Source organism: Sediminicola luteus, assembly GCF_040566555.1.
GTDB lineage: Bacteria > Bacteroidota > Bacteroidia > Flavobacteriales > Flavobacteriaceae > Sediminicola.
In genome coordinates this window covers 234,223-258,526 of the sequence record NZ_JBEWYP010000002.1, presented here as the reverse complement: position 1 = coordinate 258,526, position 24,304 = coordinate 234,223, and the positions used below count along the sequence as shown (strand labels likewise).

The window sequence follows — 24,304 nt, the reverse complement described above, 5'->3', positions numbered from 1 at the left end:
AAAAACCCCTAGAATTATCTGGGGGTTTTTCTTTTAGTCGTTCAGCTTTAATACGGCCATAAATGCCTGCTGTGGTATTTCTACGTTTCCAACGAGTCGCATACGTTTCTTCCCTTTCTTTTGCTTTTCCAAAAGTTTACGCTTACGGGAAATATCCCCTCCGTAACATTTTGCAGTTACATCTTTACGGAGCGCTTTAATGGTTTCACGAGAAATAATTTTAGCACCAATGGCTGCCTGTATCGGGATATCAAATTGTTGTCTCGGAATCAGCTCCTTTAACTTTTCACACATCTTTTTACCAATATTGGCGGCATTATCGGCATGAATCAAGGAAGAAAGTGCATCTACGGGCTGTGCGTTCAATAGAATGTCCACACGTACCAATTTTGAAGTACGCATGCCAATTGGTGAATAATCAAAAGAGGCATAGCCTTTAGAAACGGTTTTTAATCTGTCATAGAAATCAAATACTATTTCTGCCAGTGGCATATCAAAAGATAGTTCCACACGTTCAGGCGTCAAATAGGTCTGATGTGTAATAACACCCCTTTTGTCGATACAGAGGGACATTACGTTTCCTACAAAATCGGCCTTGGTGATAATCGTAGCTTTTATATAAGGTTCTTCTACATGGTCCAAAGTAGAGGGATCCGGAAGGTCCGTTGGGTTATTCACAATTAACGGAACCGTTGGTTCCTTGCGGGTGAAGGCGTGGTAACTTACGTTGGGTACGGTGGTGATCACCGTCATATCAAACTCACGTTCCAAGCGTTCCTGAATGATCTCCATGTGGAGCATTCCCAAGAAGCCGCAACGGAATCCAAAACCTAGGGCCGCACTACTTTCCGGCAAGAACACCAAAGAAGCATCGTTCAGTTGTAACTTCTCCATGGAAGAACGTAATTCTTCAAAGTCTTCCGTATCCACAGGATAAATTCCAGCGAAAACCATTGGTTTTACATCTTCGAAGCCACCGATGGGATTTTTTGTAGGATTGGCAAAATCAGTAATGGTATCACCTACCTTAACTTCCCTAGCGTCTTTAATCCCTGTTATCAGGTAGCCCACATCTCCGGCCTTGATTACCTGTTTGGGATGTTGGGTAAGTTTTAAGGTTCCCACTTCATCCGCAAAATAGCTTTTGCCCGTGGCCACAAATTTTATTTTTTGTCCTTTTTTTATCTCTCCGTTAATGACCCTGAAATAGGTTTCCACCCCTCTGAATGGATTATATACAGAATCGAATACCAAAGCTTGCAATGGTTCGTCAACTACTCCTTTAGGGGCAGGGATCCGGTCTATAATGGCTGTAAGAATTTCTTGGATTCCCAAACCTGTTTTGGCACTTGCCGGAATAACATCTTCGGCCTTGCAGCCCAATAATTCAACAATATCATCAGTCACCTCTTCCGGGTTGGCGCTTGGGAGATCTACCTTGTTCAAAACAGGGATAATTTCCAAATCGTTTTCCAAAGCCAAATAAAGATTGGAAATGGTCTGTGCCTGTATACTCTGTGCCGCATCAACAATAAGTAATGCCCCTTCACATGCAGCAATAGACCTGGAGACCTCATAGGAGAAATCAACATGGCCAGGGGTGTCTATCAAATTTAGGACATATTGTTCCCCATTATGCATATAGTCCATTTGAATGGCATGGCTCTTAATGGTTATTCCACGCTCCCTCTCCAAATCCATACTATCCAATAGCTGGTCTTGTTTTTCACGATCGGTCACGGAACCTGTAAATTCCAATAATCTATCTGCCAAGGTGCTCTTGCCATGGTCTATATGTGCAATAATGCAGAAGTTTCTAATATTCTTCATAAATGATGTAAGTGAAATAGCTTATAAACACGTTTTAAGCAGATGCAAATATACTTTATTTGACCTGCATAAAATATCGGTTCCCAAGAAATTAGTATGAAACGACCAGAATGGAGCTAATATTCGCAGAGATTACAAATTTTGTAGTAGAACACTTCAAAAATTTTCTTAGATTTGGGGACCAACCCGAATAACTTGAAATTTAGCTTCTTAGTTCTGATCATGCCCCTGATCATGCCATTCTTCCTATCTGCCCAAACCTACGAGGTTTCTGGGGCTGTAAAAGATAGAAATAATGAAGCTGTTGGCTACGCCAATGTCCTTTTGTTACAGGTTTCCGATTCCGCAGTAATACATGGAGCCTCCACCGATGATGTTGGGAGGTTTGTTATCTCCAACGTGCAACCCAAGACCTATTTTATAAGAGCGAGTTATATCGGCTCAACCTCCAACTTAATAGCAGTTGATGTAAGGGAGAACACTGCCATTGGCTCGATTATCATTGAGGATAGTTCCATTGACCTTGAGGGAGTGGAAGTCGTTGTAAGTAAACCTACGGTAGTCCGCAAATCAGATCGCTTGGTCTTTAAGGTGGAAAATACGATTGCTTCCCTGGGAAATTCATGGGATGTGCTGAGGAAAACTCCTGGGGTGATCATGGTTAATGATCAACTGAAAATAAAAAACCAGACCCCAACAGTGTACTTAAACAACAGAAAAGTACAACTTACCAATACTGAAATTAAAAATTTACTGGAGGGAGTTTCGGGGGCCAATATAAAATCCGTTGAGGTAATCATGAACCCTCCCGCAAGTTACGATGCCGAAGGAGGACCAATTTTAAATATTATTACCAGTAAGAACATTACCCCAGGTTATAAAGGAAGTGTGAATGGTGATTTTATACAGGCTATTTTTCCAAAATACAGTTTTGGTACCAGTCATTATTTCAAGACGGAGAAGCTGAGTGTCTTCGCCAATTATTCCATAAGCCCCAGAAAGGAATATAAGGATAATAACGGGTATATAAATTTCATAGATGATAATGGGGTGTTTGCACGATGGCAGACAGATTTTAATAGGACCACAAGATCCAACGCCCAAAATGCAAACCTTATTCTCGACTATAGCATTGATGATAGGAATACGCTTAATATCACTTCCAATTTAGCTGTTTCCCCAAACAAGACTTTTGATAATATATCGGAGAACTTCATGCGGAATGCCCAAAATATGCTGGACTCTACCTATATTTCTACAAGTAGACTAATTAATGACCAATCCAATCTGGCGGTAGACTTAAATTATGTCCATAAGTTCAAACGAGAAGGGGCCTCTCTGTCATTAAATGCCCATTACACTGATTATGACGTAGACCAAGATCAAAATGTATCTTCGGATTATTTTGATAGCTCCAATAATTTTATGAGGAATTTCAGTTTCCTAACCAACTCATACCAGAACATAAAGATCTATACCGGACAAGCAGATTATGCGGCGACTTTTGGGAGTCTTTCCTTTGAGGGAGGCGGAAAATTTTCCAATATCAACTCTAGGAGTGGTTTAGATTATTTTGATGTTGTTGGGAACAACCAAACCTTGAACGGGGCATTATCTGACATCTATGATTATGACGAAACGGTATTGGCCGGATATGTGACCTTGGTGCAGAATTGGGATAAACTTTCTCTTAAGGCTGGCCTAAGAGGAGAACAAACCAATGTTGAAGGGAGGTCATTTAGTGTTGTAGAAACAAATACACAGGATTATTTTGAACTTTTCCCGTCTTTATATCTCCTTTATAATCAATCTGACAACCATTCTTTCTCCTTTGATTATGGTCGTAAGTTATCTAGACCCAAGTATCAGGATCTGAATCCGTTCCTATATTTTTTAAATGAGAATAATTTTAATCAGGGAAATCCAAATTTAAGGCCCAACTTCAGTCATAATTTCAATTTTAACTATACGTATAAGGGAGAATACTTCTTAGATCTCTATTATCGTGATAATGGTGCTTTTATAAGTACCCTTAGTTTTCAGGACAATCAGGCCCAAACCGTCAGGGAAGTGCGTCAGAATGCTTTGGAGAGCACCTCGTATGGGTTGGATTTTACCTATATAAAATCCATAACCAACAATTGGTTCCTAATTGCCATAAGCTCTCTCTTTCATGAAGATGAGACCTTTTTAGCGGTAGAAAGTGGAAATATCCCGGTCACCAATGAAGTGGAAGGGGTGTTTTTGTGGTTGGGCAACAATTTGACGCTTTCCAAGGACGGAACCTTTACCGGGGAACTGGGACTTAATTATATTTCCAAGTTTCTTTTGGGGTCCTATGTGATATCAGAAACAACAAACCTCACCTTTGGGCTTCGTAAGACTCTTTGGAACAATAAGGCCGCTATATCTTTATCCTCCGAGGATATTTTGGGCAGGGCCAATGGTACTCGTACCTCTACATATTTGAACCAGGACAATTCCTATTTACCCAAACCCGAGACCCAATTTATTCGATTTGGATTTACCTATAATTTTGGAAATTTTGGGTTAAAGGACAGCAAAAGAACCATTGACAAAATAGAGCGGGAACGCTTGGAAGCCAATTAAACTTCTTATGTAAGAGATATTTACTATTTTTGCATTCCAAAAACAGAAAAAGTTTTGCCAAAAATAGGAGATATTCAGCTGCCAGATTTTCCATTGCTTCTAGCGCCAATGGAAGATGTTAGTGACCCGCCTTTCCGTGCCCTGTGTAAGGAACAAGGTGCAGATGTGGTGTATACAGAATTCATCTCATCGGAAGGTCTTATCCGTGATGCGGCAAAAAGTGTCATGAAATTGGACATTTACGAGAAGGAACGCCCTGTGGGCATTCAGATTTTTGGTGCTGAATTGGATTCCATGCTTCAATCCATAGATATCGTTGAAAAGTCCAATCCGGATATCATCGACATCAATTTTGGTTGTCCCGTAAAAAAAGTAGTGTCCAAAAATGCCGGAGCCGGTATTCTCAAGGATATTCCTTTAATGATAAAGCTTACGGAGGAAATGGTGAAACGCACCCATTTGCCCATTACTGTTAAGACCAGATTGGGGTGGGACAGTGATTCCATTAAAATAGTTGAGGTCGCCGAACGCTTGCAAGATGTAGGTATCAAAGCAATATCCATTCATGGCCGCACAAGGGTACAGATGTACAAGGGCAGTGCAGATTGGGGACCTATTGCAGCCGTAAAGAACAACCCAAGGATGCATATTCCCGTTTTTGGGAACGGCGATGTGGACACCCCAGAAATGGCGATGAAAATGCGTGATGAGTACGGGTTGGATGGCGCCATGATAGGACGTGCCAGTATAGGATACCCTTGGTTCTTTAATGAAGTAAAGCATTATTTTAAGACAGGAACACATAAGGCTCCCCCCACCATGGAAGAGCGGGTAGATGCGGCTCGCAGACACCTACAGATGGCCATTGACTGGAAAGGGGAAAAGCTTGGTGTATTTGAGACCAGAAGGCATTATACCAATTATTTTAAGGGTATTCCCAATTTTAAGGAATACAGAATGAAAATGGTGACCAGTGATGATGCCGTGGATGTCTTCGCCGCCTTTGATGAGGTGATGGAGCTTTTTGGCGACCACCAGTTCACTACCGTTTAAAAGATAAGGATCCCTTATTGAATTATATAGAGATAAGCTGAATAGCAATCCAATTATCGGGCGATCAATTTTTTGTTGATCCTACTACTGGCTATTTTGGAGGCGATGATGCCCAGGATCACGATGGTGGCCAGCACGATCCCTACATTGAGCAATTTATATTCCACCGGGTACGCCAGGGAAGGCGTTATTTTCAACCATCCAAAAGCAAGTTGCGACCAAACCAATAAGGAGGCCATAAGAACACCAATACATCCTCCAACGCTGGTGACCAATACTCCCTGAACAAAATAAATGCGCCTCAATTCCTTAATAGTGGTGCCTAAACTGTACAAGGTTTTTGAATTTTGCTGCTTATCCAAGATCATCATAATAATGGCCCCAACTACATTGAAAAGGGCTATTATAAGCACCAGGGTAAAAATAAGGTAGGTGGCCAAATTCTCGGTATTCAACATTTTATAGAGGGTGCTGTTGAGTTCCTGTCTATCCTTGAGAATGATGGAATTGGGAAATACTTTTTCTATCGCTTCCCGAGTTTGTAAAACATCCACAGTTTCATCGAGCTTGAAATTTATTCCGGAAACTTGGGTGCTGTCCTTTTCCAGAAGATTCTGTACCAGGGAAAGTTCTGAAAACACGTATTTTTTGTCCAGATTTTCCTCAATATAATAGATGCCGCTTACAACGACCTCCAATTGGTTATAAGGCTTATTGCGAAGGGATTGCTGTGAGATAGAACCCTTACCAGGCTTTGGCGCCAATACGACCAAAGGGCTTCTATAGTTGTTGGTGCTCAGTCCCAAAAGATTGGCAATACCTATTCCTATGACCCCATGCTGCTCGTCTAATTCCCAGTTCCCAAAATAAATGGTACTATCCATGGAAGTGACATTTCCATAATTTTTGTCCACCCCTTTAATGTAGGCCACATGGCTTTTTTGACTGTGCGTAAGATAAACACGCTCCTCCAGTTCTTTGGAATAAGAGGCTATTCCTTCAATGTTTTTCAGTTGGGCTTCTTGATGGGTTGAAACGCTAAAAAATTTACCGGAAGCGGGTTGTGCCTTGAGATCGGGATCTACAGTATTGCTAAAAGAAAGACTAAACGTCTTAAGTCCCGCAAAGCCTGAAAGCACTATAAATAGTGCTGCAGAGCCGATGACGATGACCAAGAAGGTTATAAAATTGATGATGTTTACCGCATTTTGGCTGCTTTTGGATCTAACATACCGCTGTGCGATGTAAAAGGGGAAATTCAATCTTAGGATTTTTTTCTTTTCTCCAGTAGATCTGGATTGGAAATTGGGTTTTCCTCTCCCTTCAAGGATTTTTCAATATTGTCTATGTATTCCAAGGAATCATCCAAGTAAAAGGAAAGTTCTGGGATCCTTCTCAATTGGTGTCTTGTGCGTTGGGCCAATTCATGCCTTATCAAGGATTGGTTGCTTTTCATTCCTTCCAACAATTCCTTTGCATCTTTGGTCGGGAATATGCTTACATATATTTTGGCCATGGACAGGTCTGTTGGGACGCTTACTTTTGATACTGAAATCAACGTTCCTCTCAACCCTCCATCAATCGCTGCGCGTTGTAGAATATCTACAATATCCTTTTGGATAACGCCTGCTATCTTTTTTTGTCGTTGTGTTTCCATGGGACAAAAATACGCACAATATGTGTATTTTAGCGCTATACTTACCAGATACTGACATAAATTAGTGATAAATGAATAAAATTGAGCATTTGGGAATTGCCGTAAAGGATTTGAAAACCTCCAATATCCTGTTCGAGAAATTGTTGGGAGCCCCCCATTACAAGATAGAGGACGTGTTGTCTGAAGGGGTCAAAACTTCTTTTTTTAAGGTAGGTCCCAATAAAATAGAGTTGCTGGAAGCGACCAATGAAGATAGCCCTATTGCCAAGTTTTTAGAAAAGAAAGGAGAGGGGATTCACCATATAGCTTTTGAAGTAGATGATATCGTTTTGGAGATGGAAAGACTTAAGGGGGAAGGATTTACAATACTCAATGAAGTGCCAAAAAAGGGGGCCGATAATAAGTTGGTGGCCTTTGTACATCCCAAAACCTCCAATGGGGTTTTGGTAGAGCTCTGTCAGGAAATAAGGGAATAATTTCTATTATGTGTTTAGGGTGCGATTTTGCTTGCAACGTATAAAAATAAATAGTAATATTGCATCCGCAATTTGCGGGTCCTATAGCTCAGTTGGTTAGAGCACCTGACTCATAATCAGGTGGTCCCTGGTTCGAGCCCAGGTGGGACCACATCAATCAGAAAACCCACACCCAATGGTGTGGGTTTTTTCATTTTCGGAAACAAAGCAGGGCTTACCCTAGCTTTTGTTCGGAAATGAAAGAAAAGTTTCGCGCGTGCGAATTGAAGTTTTCTATTTGCAGGAGTGGTCTTTCTCTGGTCCATGAGCATGGCGAACTAACGCAGGTGGAACCACAGAAATTGAATCCAATCTATTTATTTAGGTTGGATTTTTTGTTTTTGAAAAATAGGGAACGTGCTTTAGGGGTTTTAGATTGCATTTTTGATATAGCCTCCATTCTTGACCTTCTCTTGTTCCTGCCTATAAGGTGGTCTACGATCTGACCATTTTTGTTCATAAAAATAGAAGGTAAAATGCAGAAATTCACCACTGCCCTCATCAACGCAAATAGATATTTCAAGTTGGTCATTGTCAATAGGAGTGTATTCAAAATCGAATAAATTTTTACTGTTCAGTTTAGCCAGAAAAAGCTGCCTGTTCAAAATTTCTTGTTCGTTTTGTAAAAAATGCGAGGGATAAAATTCGCCAAAAATAATTTTAGGGGGATCCAGATAGTTCTTCAATACCCACATATTATTAAGACTTTCAATATTTGTCGCACATGCGCAAAGTTTAATCTCATCGGAAATTTTACACATAATAGTTCACTGTTTTAGAACACATGAAGTTAGCGAAGTTTAGGTTGGTCTTAAAGCGGTCAAAAGGAAATTGTTATAAAGTTATTACAAACTTGCCCGGTGTTATAATGAATAAAAAGGGAAATAGGAATATTGTAAATAGTTCGAAGTAATTTGGTCTGCCATTTCAACTAGTATCAAGATAAAAAATAAGACTTCGAAATCCATCTGATTGTAGCACCTATCAAAGCAGGTTATTTTTTTTCTAATTTTCGACTATAGAAACCATCCAATTTAAATACCAAGAAGCCCAACAACAGATTTATAAGGCCAAGACCGGTTTCCAAGGGTTGGGCAAAAACCAAATAAATGAGCACCCATAAGCTCAGAACCAGAAAAATGATTTGTGGAATAGGGAAAAAAGGGCTTCTAAATCCACTTTTGGTTGTATTCTTTCGCCTAACAGCGAAGACCCCGGCTACCGCTAAGGCAGCAAACAGCTGAAGTACAAATCCGCTGTAAATCATGACCTGCTCAAAGGTTCCTGTGAACAACAACATAAGGGTGATGGCGGTTTGAAGCCATATAGCGCGTAAAGGAACCTTGTTTTTTGTTTTTCTTGAAAACCACCTCCAAAGGCCATGATCTTCTGCCATAACCTGGGTTACCCTGGGACCTGCCCAAACCATGGCGCTGATGCTTGAAATGAGCATTAGTGCTATTCCATAACTGATTAGCGCCCCACCCTTTTCCCCAAAAAGAGAAATAGCAGTTATCTGTCCAATCTCCAATTGTCCCTGTATGGCTTCCAGCGGATTTTGTCTTAGGAAAACAAAGGTCAATAACACATACAATACACTTACAAATAAAGTCCCAAGTAGAAGGGCCCTGGGCAAATTTTTATGGGCATCCCGGATTTCATCCACAATGTAGGCCGCGGCGTTCCATCCGGAATAAGAAAAAGTTACATACACAAAGGAAACTGCAAATGTTGGCAGAAGGATTTCTTCTTTCCAGCTATGGTCCCATAAAAACGCGGAATCTTCTGGAATCTGTGTTAAACCAAAATAGACGAACAACACAATTAGGAGGATTTTCAATAGGGTCGTGGAATTTTGGATAGTGCTGCTTCTTTTAATGCTGATGGAATGCATAAAACTGATGGTCAAAATTGTAAGGAAGGCCAAGGCCATATCAGAGATTCCAAGATAGGGTCCTACATATTCACCCATGGCCATTGCCGACAAGGCTATGGGAGCTGAAAACCCTATCGTAAGGGAGACCCACCCTGATAAATATCCAAGGAGGGGATGAAACGCTTTAGAAAGGAAGTGGTATTCCCCACCCGAGCGCACCCAGTAGGTTCCCAATTCTGCGTAGCTCAATGCCCCACACAATGCCATTAAGGCTCCTAGGGACCATAAGATAATGATGGACCAGGTATTAATGGTGTCCACCAACTGAAATCCTAAACTTGTGAAAATTCCCGCGCCTATCATATTGGCCACAACGAGGGCTGTTGAGGTGGACAATCCTATGGAATTAGGCTTGTTCATAATAATTAAGAGAATTCATTAATATTAAAATATAAAAAACAAGAGTTGCCAGGCCTTGAAGGCTATCAAAGATATCGATCTGCATGGGTGAATCACATCTTTTGTTGGACCAATTGAGCGTAGAAAACTAACCGATTCAAAAAGGAATACCTATGATATTCATCATGGTCATCGTCCTTATACTCAGGACTTCTGAGCCAAAACCCTCCCGGTCTTAAAACGGATTCCATTTGCGGAAGTGTCCCTTGTGAAATTTCGGTATAGTCTGTCTTAATCTTCGTTCCTTGGGACACATTTCCTATGCGTATATGATTCGCTTCCAGTAACCGGAAAGCTCTTTGAGCTTTTCTTTGGCTAACATTTCAATTTCTTTTTTTTCCACTTTCCTATTTTTCAATTGAAAATGTAGGATTTGAGGGTTGTCAATGGGTTTTCCAATTTGAGACACTATAAAGACCCTGGCATAATCCGCATAATGGTTTTCTACAACGGCACGGCTCAGGTCCATTGCCAGGTAGTTGTAAATTTTACCGATATGGCTTACCGGGTTTTTGCCAGAGGTCGCCTCCAAACTCATCGGTTGGTAGGGAGTGATCAATCCGTTGATTCGATTTCCCCTGCCCACTTGTCCGTCATCACCATGTTCGGCACTTGTGCCGGTCACCGTAAGGTATACGCTCTTACGATCGTAGTCATCCGCTGTATTGATGTAAATGGTAGAACCGGATAGATTTAAACTTGTGGTCACAAATACCCTTACCTGTTCTATTTTGGTAATGTAATCGTTCAAATCAGCAATGTATTTATCGACCATGGCCATGGCGATGGTAAAATAATTTTTAGAAGGATCTTTAACGCCCATTACCTTTATGTCTTCCCCTATAAAGGGAAATCTGTTTTTTGTTCTTGGGGCATTCAATAATTGTTCAATGCCAATGATTTTATCTTCCAAAGTGGTGGTGGGATAATAGCCTGCGCCGAAAGAAGTATCGTTGGCTAAGGGAATCTCACCTTTGCCGAAACGGTTGAACAGTTCTACCAAATCTGCACTTCCCGGACGTATTTTTGATACAATATCAATCCCTTTTGAAATATCTAGGTGCCGGATATTTTTTTGAATCCATTTTTTTGCGGTTTCCACAGCAATTTCTTCTATGGGAATTTTTTTGTCCTTAATATGAGATGTGGCCCTACCGGCAATAATCAGGGAAATGGGTTGAATTATTTTTCCGCCCCCATAAGCAGGTGCCGATTGCCCTCCAATCAAAAGTGCCTTATCTACATTATAGTGCATTATCGCCCCAAACTCCTCAATATAATAGCGGCAGAGTTCCGTTGAAATTTGCTCGGTAATCTCATCGCATATGGTGTCTGGGTGACCAATACCTTTTCGCTCGGCCATTTCAATGCTGTCATCTTCAAGGTTCCCTATGATGATGTTGTTGGTCATTTTATTTCTTCCAGGTGTTTTATTTGCTCAATGCCCACATTTATGCCAGTGGGTATTCTTGTAATTCCGTTTCTAGAGATTGTCAGTCTCAATCCTGTTTTTTCTCTCTGGTAAATGGCACAAAGCGTACGGCCATCAGATTTTTGGTTGTGATTTTATTTTTCTTCTTTTTGGCCAATACCAATTGTCGGACTGCATTATAAGGACCTACAGGAATTATCAGCCTTCCCCCATCCTTCAATTGATCTAGCAAGGGCTGGGGAATTGAATCTGCCCCCGCGGTGACCATAATGGCGTCAAAAGGCGCTTTTGCCGGCCAGCCATGATATCCATCGCCCCATTTTACGGTAACATTGGTATAGCCCAATTTTCTTAATCTGTCTTTGGCGGTTGCTGCAAGGTCTTTTATAATTTCAATGGTATAAACAGAGTCCACAATTTTAGCCAGTACCGCTGCCTGATATCCCGAACCTGTACCAATTTCCAACACCCTATCCCCTGATTTTAGCTGCAGGGCTTCAGTCATAAAGGCAACGATATAAGGCTGTGAAATGGTCTGGCCATTGCCAATGGGCAAGGGTCCGTCCATATAGGCGCGCTCCTGCATGTTCTCAGGAACGAAGAGGTGCCTAGGGACATTCGTCATGGCATAAAGTGTAGAGAGGTCTTTTATACCCCTGTCTTGTAGTTGCATTTTTACCATTTGCTCCCTTTTGGTAGTGTAGTCTTCTTGGGTAAATCCGATCGAAAAGGCCAAACATAAGATAACTGAAATCAACAGTTTTGCCTTTAAAGCTATTTGCCCCAAGGTAGTCCTATCTTGCTTGTTGCGGTCCATCACCAAAGTATTCCAGATCATAACTGCCCGTGGCTTTACCATCAGTAACTTTTGAAGTTATTATTGTGTTTTTCAACCTATAATAGGCTACTCTTATAATAAGAAATTTACACTTCCAGAACTATGATATGCATCATATTGCCCCTTGTTTTGACAATTGAGCCCAACAGTGCCATTGTTTATACGCTTTTTTTGTTCTAGGCAAAAATCGCCCTATTCCAATATAGGAAAGTCCATATAATATCTCCTTCGGTCCTACCAAAAGTCCCAAATTGTTAAGATGTTTTTGGAAAGAAGACGAGCGATTTTTATAGAAGAACAAGAGTAATCGGCCTGTTATAATAAGTTTGTAGGGTAAGGGATGACTGAGGAGCTTAATTTGAAGCTACCCCGTTGTTAAAATTATTGAGGGAGGAAGCGAAGGAATGTCCCACCTCATTGAAAAAATCTTTTGGGAACACCTCAAAGAACATCACAACCAGAAGGGTAATAGCAATCAACATGACGCCAATACTTATTTTATCTACCACTATTTTTGTGTACGTATCCATAGTCAAGCTTTCGTTTCCCCAAGATAACGAAAATAGGCGAATTTAACAAATATTTAAGAAAATAGGGGTTCAGAATATTTCTTAACTTCTCCTCCTCATTAACATCTATTTTTGGTTAAGGGAGCTCAAATTATCTGATCAAAAAATACCTTCTTTCAATGGTGTAGGTCTTTATTCTTTTATCAATCTTGGACTTTTGGAAGGTGATGGGGTCTGTTTTTATCCCGAGGACGGTCCTTAATTTAAAGTTGATTTCCTCGATCAATTTATTTTTTATTTTTGTGTTGTGTGCAAAATTCAGGTTTTTATTCTCTACCAAATCCATAATCTCTTTAGAGTTCACTTCGGTTTTTGAACGCAATAATAAGTTGATGGTGGCAATAGACTTATCGTCTATATCAACCGCTTTGTTTTTATAGGACAACCCTTTTAAAGTAACCTTTATTTTGTTTCTTCCCATATACCACCTTCTTGCCCAATAAAATAATAGGCAGATGACCAAAGCGGAAATCATTCCCAAAATGACTGAAGAGCTAACAGTATTATTGGTATAAAAATCTTCCTCACGGATCAGTTTTCCAAAAAATTCGTCTTCAGGTACTATACTGAGTTGTACCGCTCCATTTATGCGCGGATTCCAAATAAAGCAATAAAAGGATCCGTCAAAATAAAAGGAACCTAGACCGAAAACTAAACTGCTTTTTTGTAAAGGTAATTTATTGTAGGTTTTTAAGGTGTTGTTCAGTATATCCACCTCATACATATAATCATCGTTGTTATCTAGAAATATATGTTTGTTTCCAAAAGGGATTGATTTATTGAACTGACTTAAATCCATCTTACTATCCCCTAATTCTTGCCAAGATGCTTCCTCTGTATTGAATCTATGTACCTTGTTGTAAGGGTAAAATTGTTCGGGATTATATCGATCCATAGCAATACCTCCAAATATATATATATCATCCTCCACGTTGGTTACCCATGAATATTGAGTCCCTTCGGGAAGGATTTTACTGTTAGCAGGTGCTATCATCTGCCATTCTGAAGTAATCTCGTCATAAAAGGTGAAAAAATTTCTATGGGACCAAAATCCATACCCCCCATATTTATAAATGCTGTTCTGGTGGACGAAAACTGTGGAATTGATCTGCATTTTATGGGTAAAGGAATTATCCTTTCTAATAAATTTGCTGTCCCTATATTGAAATACCCTTCCTCCATGATATTCTATAAAATAAATTTTGGAGTTATAAGATATTGGCTGGAAATCATACACAAAACTCTGAAATGGAACTTGAATTGGGATCTTGTTCGTTTTTTCAGGATTTCTAAGGTCTATAATGGAGACGCTATCCGGTTGGAACAAGAACAGTTCTGATGTACTCTCCTTTAAAAGCGCTATTTTTTGCGGGTAAAAATTACCTATATCAATGGTTTGGGAGTGGGATGTAAAACACGCCAACAGCCATAAAAAAAATAGTTGCTTCATATTGCAATATAGTGTAAACATGATTTTTACCCACTATTTTTATTCACATATACAGAAGACCCCTCCTTCTGTACATTAACTTTTATCAACTGACAGATTATGAAGTCGGGACAGCAAAAATTAAAATTATGAAAACCACACTTTGGATCTTATTAAGTTTTTTGTTTTATTCCTGTAACGATAGATGCAACTTTCCCAATTGTAAAAAAGACATTGCGGGCTGGATGAAATGTTCTGATGCTCCCCAATCCTTAGCTATTTACTGTAAGGGCGAGGCCATTCAATTTGATGAGGGGGATTATTGCAGTCAGGCCCATGCGGAAGAGCACAATAAGGAAGAAGTCAATTGGCTATTTGATTAGTACCAAATCCGAAACATAGGTTAACAATGGTAAAGTGATTTATGAAAAGCCAAAGCCCATTTTCGTGCTTCAAGCAGATGGTTTGTTTACCGGAATAAAATTAAGACCGCCCCGATGGCGGTCAATATCAGGATCATTTTTCGGTAATGTTTATCCTTGATAATTTTCACCAACCGGATCCCAACAAAAAGCCCCAATAAAATACCGGGCAATAGTTTGAGGTTAACCATTAATGTTTCTGTGGTAATCGTTTCCCATACAAAAATGTGAAAGGGTAATTTAAAAAGGTTGACAATAAAAAACAACCAGGCCGCGGTACCTATAAATTCATTTTTTGGGAGGCGCATCGCTAAAAAGAAGATATTGGAAAAAGCCCCGGCCAAATTCCCGATCATGGTGGTGATACCCGCCAAAATTCCAATGAATCCTCCAAACGCCCAGTGTGTGGGTACCGCTTTAGATTTCCTTTGATCCCACCAATACATCATGAGCACGCTGCCCAAAATAATACTGGCCATCCCTATCTTAAAGATTTTTTGGGGTAAATCCTTTCCAATGATGACGCCAATAACCACACCTAGTACCATCCAGGGCAGCAAGCGGATGATGTAGCGCCATTGGGTATGCCTATGGTAGTATATAACGGCGAAGATATCCCCAACAACAAGGAGGGGGACCAATAAGCCTGTAGATTCCTTTGCGCCAAAAGCGAGGGCCATAAGGGTGACATTGATAATGGCAATCCCTTTAATGCCCGCTTTGGAGATCCCTATCACGCAGGCAGCGGTGATGGCCAGAACCCAAGAGGTGGTTGTAATATCCAAGGTTGAAAGGGTGATTATAATAGAGGTTTGATGCACATCAAACAAAAATAACCTAAAATTAATGAACAGGTCACGTCCTTCAAAACAGACTGCTATGTATTAACACGAGAAGGGATTTAGGGAATGTTTTAGTTGGTGCCAAAGGCCCAATTGGTAAATTTTGGGAATACCTTGGCCCAGGTCTTTAAATTGTGTTTTCCACCATCCAATTCCACATAGGTAATATCGCCAGGAAAGGAGTAGCCCTTTTCCTGAAGTTCTTTGATGACGTCGGTAGTATCGTCAATAGAATCTATGATGCCATTATTGTTCCGGTCTGCCGTTTCATCCTCCGTTCCACATTGAAACCAAAATTTAAGATGGGGATTGTAGCTCCCTTTTTTAACAATATCCAATACAATACGGCTCCTGTCCTCGACATCATTGACGGCATAGGCTTTGTTGCGCCACCAAAATGATCCACTAAAAACGCCTACTTTTCCAAAATACTGAGCATTGTTGTAGACGATATCAAAAGCGGATAATCCGCCTAAGGACATACCGCAGTACACCCAATCTTGGGCATCCTTGGAAACTTTAAATTCGGCCCTTAAGAAGGGGATGAACTCCTCTATCAAGAATTTTGAATAATTCTTGGCCCTAGCGCCACGTCCCTTGAAATCTGGGGAAGATGCGGTGCCGTATTCTTGAATGCGGTTGTTATTGGCCTCAATACCGACATACACGAAAGGTTTGCCTGTCTTTGAAGAAAATGCAGAAGGAAGGGTCTTCTCCAACTCCAAATTCACAAAATCCTGCCCATCGTTCATCAATAAAACAGGGAAGGGTGTTTCGGAATCCTTGTAGTGAGGTGGGGCGACCAATCTAAAAGTAACCTTCCTACCCAAATATTTTGAATAGAGATTTCCTTTTAATCCAATAAATTCACTTTCAAATTGCATTTTTTCTTCTAAGGGTCTGCAAGTATAACAATTACTTAAAAAACCATTGCAATAGATGCATGAATGTAAGCGTATTTTAACATTTTTAAAGTATATTTAACTCTATGGCAGAAATTCAACACATTCAATATTATTCTAACACATTAGATAGAAACATCAACCTAGAGGTAACAGGGCATTGGGGATATCCTATTTTGTTGTTCCCTTCCTCGGGGGGGTCTTACACCCAAAATACTGATTTTGGGCTAAACCAATCCGTGATGCAGTTTGTTGAGCAGGGACGGATCAAACTCTATAATGTGGAGACGCTGGACATGCTAACCTTTTATGACGACCATTTGGCTTCGGAAATAAAAATCCAACGGTATGAACTGTATATGAAATTTCTCCAAACGGAATTGATTCCTTATATTCAGAATCAATGCAATACCGAACGAATTGCTGTTGGAGGTTGCAGTTTTGGAGGATATCACGCTGGAAACACTGCTTTCAGATTTCCAGATCTGGTCTCCCATCTCTTCTCCATGTCGGGGGTTTTCAATATTCGGAATTTTACGCCCCTCTCCGATGACATGGCCATATATTTTAATTGTCCGGATGAGTTTATGCGCAATGAAGAGCCTTGGAAATACAATCACATGGAGATTGTGCTCAGCACCTCCGATTGGGACAGTTGCCAGCCAAAAAACCTGCACATGTCGCACGTATTAAATGAAAAAGGGATACATCATTGGTACGATGAAAAAAAATGGATAGAACACGATTGGCCACTTTGGAAAATGGCATTTCCAGAATATGTGGAACGCTTCTTTTAAATGTAAAATACAAACTTAAAATATATAGATTATGGTTAAGAAAGTGGGAATATTGTTTGGGATGGAAGACACCTTTCCTTGGGAATTTATAAATAAAGTAAATGAATTAGGTAATGGAAAGGTCGTTGCCGAACCTGTGAAAATCGATAAGGTACAACAAGGTATTGACTATGGATATCATGTTATTTTTGATAGGATTTCCCAAGAAGTTCCATTCTATAGAGCTTACTTAAAGAATGCCTCTTTAATGGGGACAACAATTGTCAACAATCCATTTTGGTGGAGTGCAGACGAGAAGTTTTTCAATAACTGCTTGTCCATTCAATTGGGGGTTCCCGTACCAAAAACTATTCTTTTGCCATCCAAGGAAAGACCGGATGATACCACGGAGAAGTCGTTTCGAAACTTGGAAGCGCCATTGGATTGGGATTATATTTTCAATTATATTGGATTTCCAGCCTATATGAAACCGCACTCAGGTGGAGGTTGGAAAAATGTATACAGGGTTGACAATCCGGATGATTTTTTCAACAAATATGGGGAAACGGGTCAGTTGGTGATGATGCTACAGGAAGAAATCGTTTTTGAAGATTATTACAGGGTCTATTGTTTGGGACAAAAATATGTACATATTATGCCTTATGAGCCTAGGAACGAACCTCATTTGCGATATGCTACCACGCCAAACACAACTGGTGCCGAACATAAAAAGTTAATGAAAACAATCCATGAATATACCTTATTACTGAACAAGGCTTTGGGATATGATTTCAATACGGTTGAATTTGCAGTTCGCAACGGAGTGCCTATTGCCATAGATTTTTGCAACCCTGCACCCGATGCGGATGTCAACTCGGTTGGACAGGAGAATTTTGAGTGGATTGTTGAACATTCCGCAAAATTGGCCATTGAAATGGCCAATGCGCATAAGCCACAACAAAACAATAGTAGTTGGGGGACCTTTGTCAAGAATGCTGTGACTCCGCCCAAGAAAGCACCTATAAAAAGTCCTCTTAAGTCGGCCTCCGAGGCGAAAAAGACAGTAGTGAAAAAGGCTCCGGCAAAAGGTAAGGGTGTGTTGGCAAAGACGGTGAAGCCGGCTGCTAAAAAAGCGGCGCCCAAAAAGGCTGCCCCAAAAAAGGCAACAAAAAAATAAACTCGGGTCCATATCTAAATCTCAGATAGGACGCGGATATCTAATTTTATTAAGGCATTAATTCTATGAAAAAGTTCACACTGGGGATTGAGGAGGAATTTCAAATTTTGGATAGCGATTCGCTTACCTTAAGGTCGCACATGTCCAAAATTTACGAAGGGGGAAAGGTGCTCCTAAAGGAACGGATCAAGGAAGAAATGCATCAGGCCGTAGTTGAAATGGGCACCAATATTTGTGAAAATATACAAGAAGCCCGGGACGAGGTCTCTTATTTAAGACAACAGGTCATAGAATTGGCCGGGGCAGAAGGACTTAAGGTGGCTGCGGCAGGCACCCATCCCTTTTCGCATTGGAGTGATCAATTGATAACTCCTGATCCCAGGTATGATGCCCTTATTGAAGAGATGAAGGATGTGGCCAGGTCCAACTTAATTTTTGGGTTACACGTTCATGTGGGAATACCTAGTCGGGAAGAAGGCTTACAGATAATGAATGTGGCACGTTATTTCCTGCCTCACCTTTACGCCTTGTCAACCAACTCCCCTTTTTGGGAAGCGAGGGAGACAGGGTTTAAGTCGTACCGATCCAAGATATTTGACAAATTTCCACGGACCGGAATCCCGCCATACTTTTCCAGTGTGGCCGAATACGACAAGTTTGTGGAGATACTTGTAAAAACAAACTGTATAGATAACGGTAAAAAAATCTGGTGGGATATTCGTTTGCACCCTTTCTACCCAACGGTGGAGTTCAGGATCTGTGATATGGTCCAGACCGTAGATGAAGTTATCTGTATTGCCGCCATTATGCAATGTATTATTGCAAAACTGCACAGGCTGCACCAGAAGAACCAAAGCTTTAGATCGTACCGTAGGGTGTTGATCAACGAGAACAAATGGCGGGCCGCTAGATGGGGCATGGATGCCAAACTGATTGATTTTGGGAAAGAAGAAGAAGTGCCTTTTGAAGTATTGATACAGGAATTATTGGAGTTTATAGATGATGTGGTGGATGAGTTGGGATGCCGCAAAGAAGTTAATTTTGTGTACCAAATGTTGGAACAGGGATCAGGAGCCGATAGACAGCTTAAGATCTTTAATGAAACCAATGACTTAAAGGAAGTTATCAAATATGTAGTTGACCAAACTTCCAAGGGATTATAATTTAACCTGGTTTTCAGAAAGATAAGAAGTAAAATGAGTAATTTTGCCCTCTTGAAAAAGAAAGATCTAATGAAGATGAACTATAATATTGCAGTGCTCGACATGAATGCTGGCCAGGTAAATGAGGGAATGCGCTGCATTAAGAAGTTGGTAGAGCAATTTTTATCCCAGGAAGATATAAATGGCCAATACACGGTATTTGATGTGCGCAAGGCCATAGAATTACCAGATATTACAGATTACGATATTTTTATCTCATCAGGAGGTCCAGGCGCTCCCTTTGTTGCAGATGAAAAATGGGAACAACCATTTTTTGCCTTTTTGGATGCTGTTTTAGACCATAATGAGCAACATCAGCATAAAAAACACCTGTTTTTAATATGCCATTCCTTTCAATTGGCATGTTTGCATTGGGATTTGGCCAAAGTGACCAAGCGTAAGTCCACCTCCTTTGGGGTTATGCCTATCCACAAGACCAAAGACGGACTAACAGAGCCATTGTTCGAAGGTTTGATGAATCCATTTTTTGCCGTGGATTCTAGAGATTATCAAGTGATAAAGCCCAAGTACAACAAATTGGAAAAGTTCGGGGCAAAAATTTTATGTAAAGAAAAGATAAGGCCACATGTAGACCTCGAAAGGGCTGTAATGGCCATACGTTTCTCCAAAGAAATATTCGGGGTTCAATTTCATCCGGAAGCGGATTCGGAAGGAATGTTGAAATACTTCAATAGGGAAGATAAAAAATCACAGGTCATCGAGCATCACGGGAAGAAAAAATACCAAAACATGCTAGAGCACCTTGAGGATGAGGATAAAATCGTGAGAACACATAACACCATGATACCTGCTTTTCTAAAGCAGGCCGCCTTGTCTCTAAAGGAATCTAAATTACTGCCTATATGATAAAAAAGGTTCGCGAAACGTTTAATGAAAATTTTAAACAAGAGTATTACGACAATCTCAAAAATGATCTGGCACAATCATTTGGCGAACCATGTGCATTCCGAATTTCGGAAACACCTTTTTTTATTGGCAAAGAGCTAAAACAAGAAGTTTTTGATGCGTGCGATACCATAATAGAACAATTGTGGAAGATCGACTTTGAGCAGATTCGGGAGAAATTTATCCCTAAAAAATTACAATCTCCCTTGGCTCTGGGAAAACCTCATTTTCTTGCAATAGATTTTGGGCTTTGTGATGACGGACAAGGTGGGATAGCCCCTAAATTGATCGAACTCCAATCCTTTCCATCCCTGTTTTTGTATCAAGCATTGTTGGGAAAGTCATTTCTAAAAAATTACCCTCAAATTCCCCAGGAAGGCTTTCATTACTATTTAAATGACCTCAATGAAGCCAGTTATTTGGAGGAACTGAAACGAGTTATAGTTGGAGACGAAAATCCGGAGAATGTAATACTCTTGGAAATTTATCCCGAGAAACAAAAAACGAGGATAGACTTTTGGGCCACAAAGCAGGCGTTGGGAATAGAGGTCCTTTGTTTGACCAAAGTGATCAAGGAAGGAAAAAATTTATTCTACGAAAAGAACGGAAGGAAGGTCAAGATCAACCGTATTTATAACAGGGTAATTCTGGATGAGCTGCTGCAGATGCCAGATTTAAAAACAGATTTCAACCTTACCGACGATGTGGATGTGGAATGGGTGACACATCCAGATTGGTTTTTTATGATCTCCAAATGCATCATGCCCCTGCTATCACATAAAAACATCCCACAATCCTTCTATTTGAATGATTTCCCAAAGGATTTGGATTTGAGCACCTATGTTCTTAAACCCTTGTTTTCTTTTGCTGGGAAAGGCATCAATTTAAATCCCACCTTGGAATTTATTGAGGGGATAAAGGACAGGCATAATTATATTCTTCAATCAAAAGTGAAGTACTCTCCAATCGTAAAGGCCCCAAGCGGGACGAATTCCAAAGTGGAATTGCGTATTCTATATACTTGGAGCGATACCGAAAACAGATTAATGCCCGTGATTAACCTTACCCGCATGAACAAGGGTGATTTGATCAATGTATCCTATTTGTCCAATGATGACTGGGTGGGCTCTTCCATCTCCTTTTTCGAAGATTAAGCCTAGATCTATTGCTGTAGCCCCATCAATCTAGAGACATATTTTCCGATAACATCAAATTCCAGGTTCACCTCTGTTCCAATAGTGTAGGTGTTGAACCTGGTGTGTTCGTAGGTGTACGGGATTATGGCCACGCTAAAAAGGTTCTTTTTAGAATCAACAACCGTTAAGCTGGTGCCGTCTATGGTAATGGAGCCCTTTTCTATGGTGACATTGTTTTTTGAAGGCTCGTATTCGAAGGTGAAGAACCAGCTTCCATCTTTTTGGTCAATAGCAATACAGGTACCAGTTTGGTCCACATGTCCTTGTACTAAGTGACCGTCTAAGCGGGAGCCCAAGATCATGGCCCGTTCCAAATTTACAGGATCTCCTTCTCTGAGTTGGCCCAAGTTGGTTTTTTGTAAAGTTTCCTCTATGGCAGTTACGGTATAGGTGTCTCCATGTAAGGCAACAACAGTTAGGCAAACACCATTATGTGCAACACTTTGGTCTATTTTAAGCTCTTGGGTTATAGAAGAGGATACGGTTATGTGTAAATTTCCCCCATCTTTTTTTAATTGTTTTATCTCCCCTAAAGTTTCAATAATACCTGTAAACATGTGTCGTTTTAATTAAGTAGTTTTGTAGTGTAAAATTAGACATAAAGGTAAAGATACCATGCAGGAAAGCGAAAAAATAAAACTGGGCATATCCATTGGAGATTTGAATGGAATAGGATGTGAGGTGGTGCTCAAAACTTTTGAGGATGCCAGAATGCTCGATTTTTGCACGCCTATTATTTTTGCCTCGAACAAGGTGATTTCCTTTCAAAAGAACGAGTTGGGTCTTGATATCAATTACAACGGGATACAGGAAGTTTCCAAGGCTTTGGACGGCAAGATCAATGTATTGAATGTTTGGAAGGATGCTCCGGAGATCACATTCGGCGAGGCCACGGCCCAAGGAGGAGAATATGCATTGAAGTCGCTCGTAGCAGCTGTGGATGCGCTTAAAAAGGACGAAATAGATGTTTTGGTCACAGCGCCCATCAATAAAAACAACATACAAACCAAGGACTTCAATTTCCCTGGACATACCGATTATTTGGCGAAGGAACTGGAGGGGGAAAGCCTTATGTTCATGGTCACGGACAGCCTAAAAGTAGGGTTGTTGACAGACCATGTAGCCGTTAAAGATGCTCCCGCTGCCATCACTTCAAAATTGGTGAAGAGCAAGATAAAGACCATAGAGAATTCCTTGAAAATGGATTTTGGGATTCGAAAGCCGCGTATCGCCCTTTTGGGGATTAACCCCCACAGTGGAGATAATGGCGTTATTGGCAAAGAAGATGATGAGGTGCTTAAGCCGGTGATAAAGGAGCTTATGGATGCCGGACATTTGGTCTACGGACCGTATTCCGCGGACAGCTTTTTTGGTTCCGATGCATATAAGAATTTTGATGCCATCCTCGCTGCCTATCACGATCAGGGACTTATTCCCTTTAAAACACTATCCTTTGGGAAAGGGGTAAATTATACCGCAGGCCTGCGTAAAGTAAGGACTTCACCAGACCATGGCACGGCCTATGAGATCGCGGGGAAGGGAAAGGCAGACCATAGTTCTTTTAAGGAAGCGGTGTTCACGGCGCTACAAATTTTCAAGAACAGAGAGGAGTATAGGGAGTTGACGAGTAATCCTTTAAAAAAGCAGAAACTCAAACCCACGAGATAATTGTATCTTTGAATATTATTTGATCTTTGTTGGATCCCTAATAGGTAAAAAGTTGTGCCAATTGGGATTAGGGTCAAAAAAGAGGTATAAATAAGCCTTAAAAAGTTTGGAATTATTAAAATAATAGTATCTTTGCACCCGCCTTTTAGGGGGACTGATACTCTAAACCAGTGTTAAACATGACGAAGCATAAGGAATTTGCTATTCCTTTTTCAGGATTGAAGCAGGGGAAGCATGAGTTTGAGTATAGAATAAAAAACGAGTTCTTTGAATCTTTTGAGTACGATGACATCAATGGGGCGGACATAAGTTTGTCGGTTACATTGAACAAGATGAGTACTATGTTGGAGTTGGAGATGTATGCAAAAGGGACGGTAAACGTCAATTGTGACATCACTAACGAACCATTCGATCAAAAAATCACCTCTTCTTTGGAGTTGGTGGTAAAATTTGGGGATGAGTACAACGATGAGAACGATGAGATATTAATTGTTCCCCATGGGGAACATCAGATCAACATTGCGCAATATGTGTACGAAATGTTGGTTTTGGCAATACCTCAAAAAAGAGTGCATCCGGGAGTTGAGGATGGTACCTTGGAATCGGAAGTCATTGATAAGTTAGAAGAATTACAACCAAAAGAGGTTAAAGAAAACAAAGGAGATAATACAGATCCCAGATGGGATGCTTTAAAAAAGTTATTAAAAGATAAATAAAGGTTCACAATGGCACATCCAAAAAGAAAGATTTCAAAAACCAGAAGAGATAAAAGGAGAACTCATTACAAAGCAGTAGCTCCAACAATTGCTAAAGATCCAACAACTGGTGAAATGCATTTGTACCACAGAGCTCACTGGCATGAAGGTAAATTATATTACAGAGGTCAAATTTTGATCGATAAAACTGAAGAAGCTGCCGCTTAATTAGGTTTTCATATAATATTGA

The 24,304-nt window shown here is 40.4% G+C and carries 24 protein-coding genes and 1 tRNA gene; 13 read left to right on the top strand and 12 right to left on the bottom strand.

Annotation, left to right across the window (positions count from 1 at the left end; genetic code table 11):
• Positions 1-33: 33 nt before the first annotated feature.
• Positions 34-1,830 (bottom strand): translation elongation factor 4, encoded by a 1,797-nt coding sequence (gene lepA, locus ABXZ32_RS04850; RefSeq protein ID WP_354617542.1) that lies wholly within the window; start codon positions 1,828-1,830, stop codon positions 34-36.
• Positions 1,831-2,025: 195 nt separating this feature from the next.
• Here lepA and ABXZ32_RS04845 point away from each other — a divergent pair, with 195 nt between their 5' ends.
• Both ABXZ32_RS04845 and dusB read left to right on the top strand, forming a co-directional pair.
• Positions 2,026-4,440 (top strand): outer membrane beta-barrel family protein, encoded by a 2,415-nt coding sequence (locus tag ABXZ32_RS04845; RefSeq protein WP_354617541.1) that lies wholly within the window; start codon positions 2,026-2,028, stop codon positions 4,438-4,440.
• 54 nt (positions 4,441-4,494) lie between these two features.
• The gene (dusB, locus tag ABXZ32_RS04840) at positions 4,495-5,493 is read left to right on the top strand and encodes a tRNA dihydrouridine synthase DusB (RefSeq protein WP_354617540.1); all 999 of its coding nucleotides are present in this window, start codon (positions 4,495-4,497) and stop codon (positions 5,491-5,493) included.
• Positions 5,494-5,546: 53 nt separating this feature from the next.
• On the opposite strand, the gene ABXZ32_RS04835 is transcribed toward dusB, so the two are convergent.
• Complete coding sequence (locus ABXZ32_RS04835) at positions 5,547-6,755, bottom strand: ABC transporter permease (protein ID WP_354617539.1); 1,209 nt, start codon at positions 6,753-6,755, stop codon at positions 5,547-5,549.
• 2 nt (positions 6,756-6,757) lie between these two features.
• A complete protein-coding gene (rbfA, locus tag ABXZ32_RS04830) occupies positions 6,758-7,150 on the bottom strand; it encodes a 30S ribosome-binding factor RbfA (RefSeq protein WP_062057041.1) in 393 nt (130 codons plus the stop codon).
• A gap of 71 nt (positions 7,151-7,221) precedes the next feature.
• On the opposite strand from rbfA, the gene mce reads away from it, so the two are divergent.
• Entirely contained in the window at positions 7,222-7,626 is a 405-nt protein-coding gene (mce, locus tag ABXZ32_RS04825) for a methylmalonyl-CoA epimerase (protein WP_354617538.1), read from the top strand.
• A 77-nt stretch (positions 7,627-7,703) separates the two neighbouring features.
• Positions 7,704-7,777, top strand: a tRNA-Ile gene (locus tag ABXZ32_RS04820).
• A gap of 259 nt (positions 7,778-8,036) precedes the next feature.
• Here the strand turns inward: ABXZ32_RS04820 and ABXZ32_RS04815 are convergent.
• From ABXZ32_RS04815 to ABXZ32_RS04790, 6 genes are all read right to left on the bottom strand, one after another.
• On the bottom strand, positions 8,037-8,426 hold the full coding sequence (locus ABXZ32_RS04815; RefSeq protein WP_354617537.1) for a hypothetical protein: 390 nt from the start codon (positions 8,424-8,426) through the stop codon (positions 8,037-8,039).
• Positions 8,427-8,659: 233 nt separating this feature from the next.
• Positions 8,660-9,961, bottom strand: a complete 1,302-nt coding sequence (locus ABXZ32_RS04810) for an APC family permease (RefSeq protein ID WP_354617536.1) — start codon at positions 9,959-9,961, stop codon at positions 8,660-8,662.
• Between the two features lie 298 nt (positions 9,962-10,259).
• Positions 10,260-11,411, bottom strand: coding sequence for a methionine adenosyltransferase (locus ABXZ32_RS04805; protein WP_354617535.1), 1,152 nt, complete (start codon positions 11,409-11,411; stop codon positions 10,260-10,262).
• A gap of 88 nt (positions 11,412-11,499) precedes the next feature.
• Positions 11,500-12,291 carry a protein-L-isoaspartate(D-aspartate) O-methyltransferase gene (locus ABXZ32_RS04800; protein WP_354617534.1) on the bottom strand — a complete coding sequence of 264 codons (792 nt, stop codon included), beginning with the start codon at positions 12,289-12,291 and terminating at the stop codon, positions 11,500-11,502.
• Between the two features lie 332 nt (positions 12,292-12,623).
• Complete coding sequence (locus tag ABXZ32_RS04795; RefSeq protein ID WP_354617533.1) at positions 12,624-12,800, bottom strand: hypothetical protein; 177 nt, start codon at positions 12,798-12,800, stop codon at positions 12,624-12,626.
• Positions 12,801-12,930: 130 nt separating this feature from the next.
• Positions 12,931-14,289 (bottom strand): Kelch repeat-containing protein, encoded by a 1,359-nt coding sequence (locus tag ABXZ32_RS04790; protein WP_354617532.1) that lies wholly within the window; start codon positions 14,287-14,289, stop codon positions 12,931-12,933.
• A gap of 128 nt (positions 14,290-14,417) precedes the next feature.
• Between ABXZ32_RS04790 and ABXZ32_RS04785 the strand changes: the two genes are divergently transcribed.
• Complete coding sequence (locus tag ABXZ32_RS04785; RefSeq protein WP_354617531.1) at positions 14,418-14,651, top strand: hypothetical protein; 234 nt, start codon at positions 14,418-14,420, stop codon at positions 14,649-14,651.
• A gap of 86 nt (positions 14,652-14,737) precedes the next feature.
• Here the strand turns inward: ABXZ32_RS04785 and ABXZ32_RS04780 are convergent, their stop codons facing one another.
• A complete protein-coding gene (locus tag ABXZ32_RS04780; protein WP_354617530.1) occupies positions 14,738-15,475 on the bottom strand; it encodes a sulfite exporter TauE/SafE family protein in 738 nt (245 codons plus the stop codon).
• Between the two features lie 128 nt (positions 15,476-15,603).
• Entirely contained in the window at positions 15,604-16,416 is an 813-nt protein-coding gene (locus ABXZ32_RS04775) for an alpha/beta hydrolase (protein WP_354617529.1), read from the bottom strand.
• Positions 16,417-16,520: 104 nt separating this feature from the next.
• Between ABXZ32_RS04775 and ABXZ32_RS04770 the strand changes: the two genes are divergently transcribed.
• From ABXZ32_RS04770 to ABXZ32_RS04750, 5 genes are all read left to right on the top strand, one after another.
• On the top strand, positions 16,521-17,231 hold the full coding sequence (locus ABXZ32_RS04770; RefSeq protein WP_354617528.1) for an alpha/beta hydrolase-fold protein: 711 nt from the start codon (positions 16,521-16,523) through the stop codon (positions 17,229-17,231).
• 31 nt (positions 17,232-17,262) lie between these two features.
• Positions 17,263-18,387 (top strand): ATP-grasp domain-containing protein, encoded by a 1,125-nt coding sequence (locus ABXZ32_RS04765; protein WP_408016693.1) that lies wholly within the window; start codon positions 17,263-17,265, stop codon positions 18,385-18,387.
• 65 nt (positions 18,388-18,452) lie between these two features.
• Positions 18,453-19,550: a carboxylate-amine ligase gene (locus ABXZ32_RS04760; protein ID WP_354617527.1), complete on the top strand. Its 1,098-nt coding sequence runs from the start codon at positions 18,453-18,455 to the stop codon at positions 19,548-19,550.
• Positions 19,551-19,583: 33 nt separating this feature from the next.
• Positions 19,584-20,456, top strand: coding sequence for a type 1 glutamine amidotransferase (locus ABXZ32_RS04755; protein ID WP_354617526.1), 873 nt, complete (start codon positions 19,584-19,586; stop codon positions 20,454-20,456).
• A complete protein-coding gene (locus tag ABXZ32_RS04750) occupies positions 20,453-21,649 on the top strand; it encodes a hypothetical protein (RefSeq protein ID WP_354617525.1) in 1,197 nt (398 codons plus the stop codon). Before ABXZ32_RS04755 ends, ABXZ32_RS04750 begins: the two co-directional genes overlap by 4 nt.
• 8 nt (positions 21,650-21,657) lie before the next feature.
• Here the strand turns inward: ABXZ32_RS04750 and ABXZ32_RS04745 are convergent, their stop codons facing one another.
• A complete protein-coding gene (locus tag ABXZ32_RS04745) occupies positions 21,658-22,248 on the bottom strand; it encodes a riboflavin synthase (RefSeq protein WP_354617524.1) in 591 nt (196 codons plus the stop codon).
• 58 nt (positions 22,249-22,306) lie between these two features.
• Here ABXZ32_RS04745 and pdxA point away from each other — a divergent pair, with 58 nt between their 5' ends.
• From pdxA to rpmF, 3 genes are all read left to right on the top strand, one after another.
• Positions 22,307-23,359 (top strand): 4-hydroxythreonine-4-phosphate dehydrogenase PdxA, encoded by a 1,053-nt coding sequence (gene pdxA, locus ABXZ32_RS04740; RefSeq protein WP_354617523.1) that lies wholly within the window; start codon positions 22,307-22,309, stop codon positions 23,357-23,359.
• A gap of 179 nt (positions 23,360-23,538) precedes the next feature.
• Complete coding sequence (locus tag ABXZ32_RS04735; protein WP_354617522.1) at positions 23,539-24,075, top strand: YceD family protein; 537 nt, start codon at positions 23,539-23,541, stop codon at positions 24,073-24,075.
• Between the two features lie 9 nt (positions 24,076-24,084).
• Positions 24,085-24,282 carry a 50S ribosomal protein L32 gene (gene rpmF / locus ABXZ32_RS04730; protein WP_062057070.1) on the top strand — a complete coding sequence of 66 codons (198 nt, stop codon included), beginning with the start codon at positions 24,085-24,087 and terminating at the stop codon, positions 24,280-24,282.
• Positions 24,283-24,304 lie beyond the last annotated feature (22 nt).

Bases quoted from the DNA above. Each gene is read 5' to 3' on its own strand.
- ABXZ32_RS04750 (WP_354617525.1), top strand. From the start codon at position 20,453: ATGATAAAAAAGGTTCGCGAAACGTTTAATGAAAATTTTAAACAAGAG.
- pdxA (WP_354617523.1), top strand. From the start codon at position 22,307: ATGCAGGAAAGCGAAAAAATAAAACTGGGCATATCCATTGGAGATTTG.
- ABXZ32_RS04805 (WP_354617535.1), bottom strand. From the start codon at position 11,411: ATGACCAACAACATCATCATAGGGAACCTTGAAGATGACAGCATTGAA.
- ABXZ32_RS04745 (WP_354617524.1), bottom strand. From the start codon at position 22,248: ATGTTTACAGGTATTATTGAAACTTTAGGGGAGATAAAACAATTAAAA.
- lepA (WP_354617542.1), bottom strand. From the start codon at position 1,830: ATGAAGAATATTAGAAACTTCTGCATTATTGCACATATAGACCATGGC.
- ABXZ32_RS04755 (WP_354617526.1), top strand. From the start codon at position 19,584: ATGAGTAATTTTGCCCTCTTGAAAAAGAAAGATCTAATGAAGATGAAC.
- ABXZ32_RS04770 (WP_354617528.1), top strand. From the start codon at position 16,521: ATGGCAGAAATTCAACACATTCAATATTATTCTAACACATTAGATAGA.
- ABXZ32_RS04775 (WP_354617529.1), bottom strand. From the start codon at position 16,416: ATGCAATTTGAAAGTGAATTTATTGGATTAAAAGGAAATCTCTATTCA.
- rpmF (WP_062057070.1), top strand. From the start codon at position 24,085: ATGGCACATCCAAAAAGAAAGATTTCAAAAACCAGAAGAGATAAAAGG.
- ABXZ32_RS04760 (WP_354617527.1), top strand. From the start codon at position 18,453: ATGAAAAAGTTCACACTGGGGATTGAGGAGGAATTTCAAATTTTGGAT.
- ABXZ32_RS04785 (WP_354617531.1), top strand. From the start codon at position 14,418: ATGAAAACCACACTTTGGATCTTATTAAGTTTTTTGTTTTATTCCTGT.
- ABXZ32_RS04790 (WP_354617532.1), bottom strand. From the start codon at position 14,289: ATGAAGCAACTATTTTTTTTATGGCTGTTGGCGTGTTTTACATCCCAC.
- ABXZ32_RS04765 (WP_408016693.1), top strand. From the start codon at position 17,263: ATGGTTAAGAAAGTGGGAATATTGTTTGGGATGGAAGACACCTTTCCT.
- ABXZ32_RS04810 (WP_354617536.1), bottom strand. From the start codon at position 9,961: ATGAACAAGCCTAATTCCATAGGATTGTCCACCTCAACAGCCCTCGTT.
- ABXZ32_RS04815 (WP_354617537.1), bottom strand. From the start codon at position 8,426: ATGTGTAAAATTTCCGATGAGATTAAACTTTGCGCATGTGCGACAAAT.
- mce (WP_354617538.1), top strand. From the start codon at position 7,222: ATGAATAAAATTGAGCATTTGGGAATTGCCGTAAAGGATTTGAAAACC.
- ABXZ32_RS04795 (WP_354617533.1), bottom strand. From the start codon at position 12,800: ATGGATACGTACACAAAAATAGTGGTAGATAAAATAAGTATTGGCGTC.
- rbfA (WP_062057041.1), bottom strand. From the start codon at position 7,150: ATGGAAACACAACGACAAAAAAAGATAGCAGGCGTTATCCAAAAGGAT.
- ABXZ32_RS04735 (WP_354617522.1), top strand. From the start codon at position 23,539: ATGACGAAGCATAAGGAATTTGCTATTCCTTTTTCAGGATTGAAGCAG.
- ABXZ32_RS04800 (WP_354617534.1), bottom strand. From the start codon at position 12,291: ATGGTAAAGCCACGGGCAGTTATGATCTGGAATACTTTGGTGATGGAC.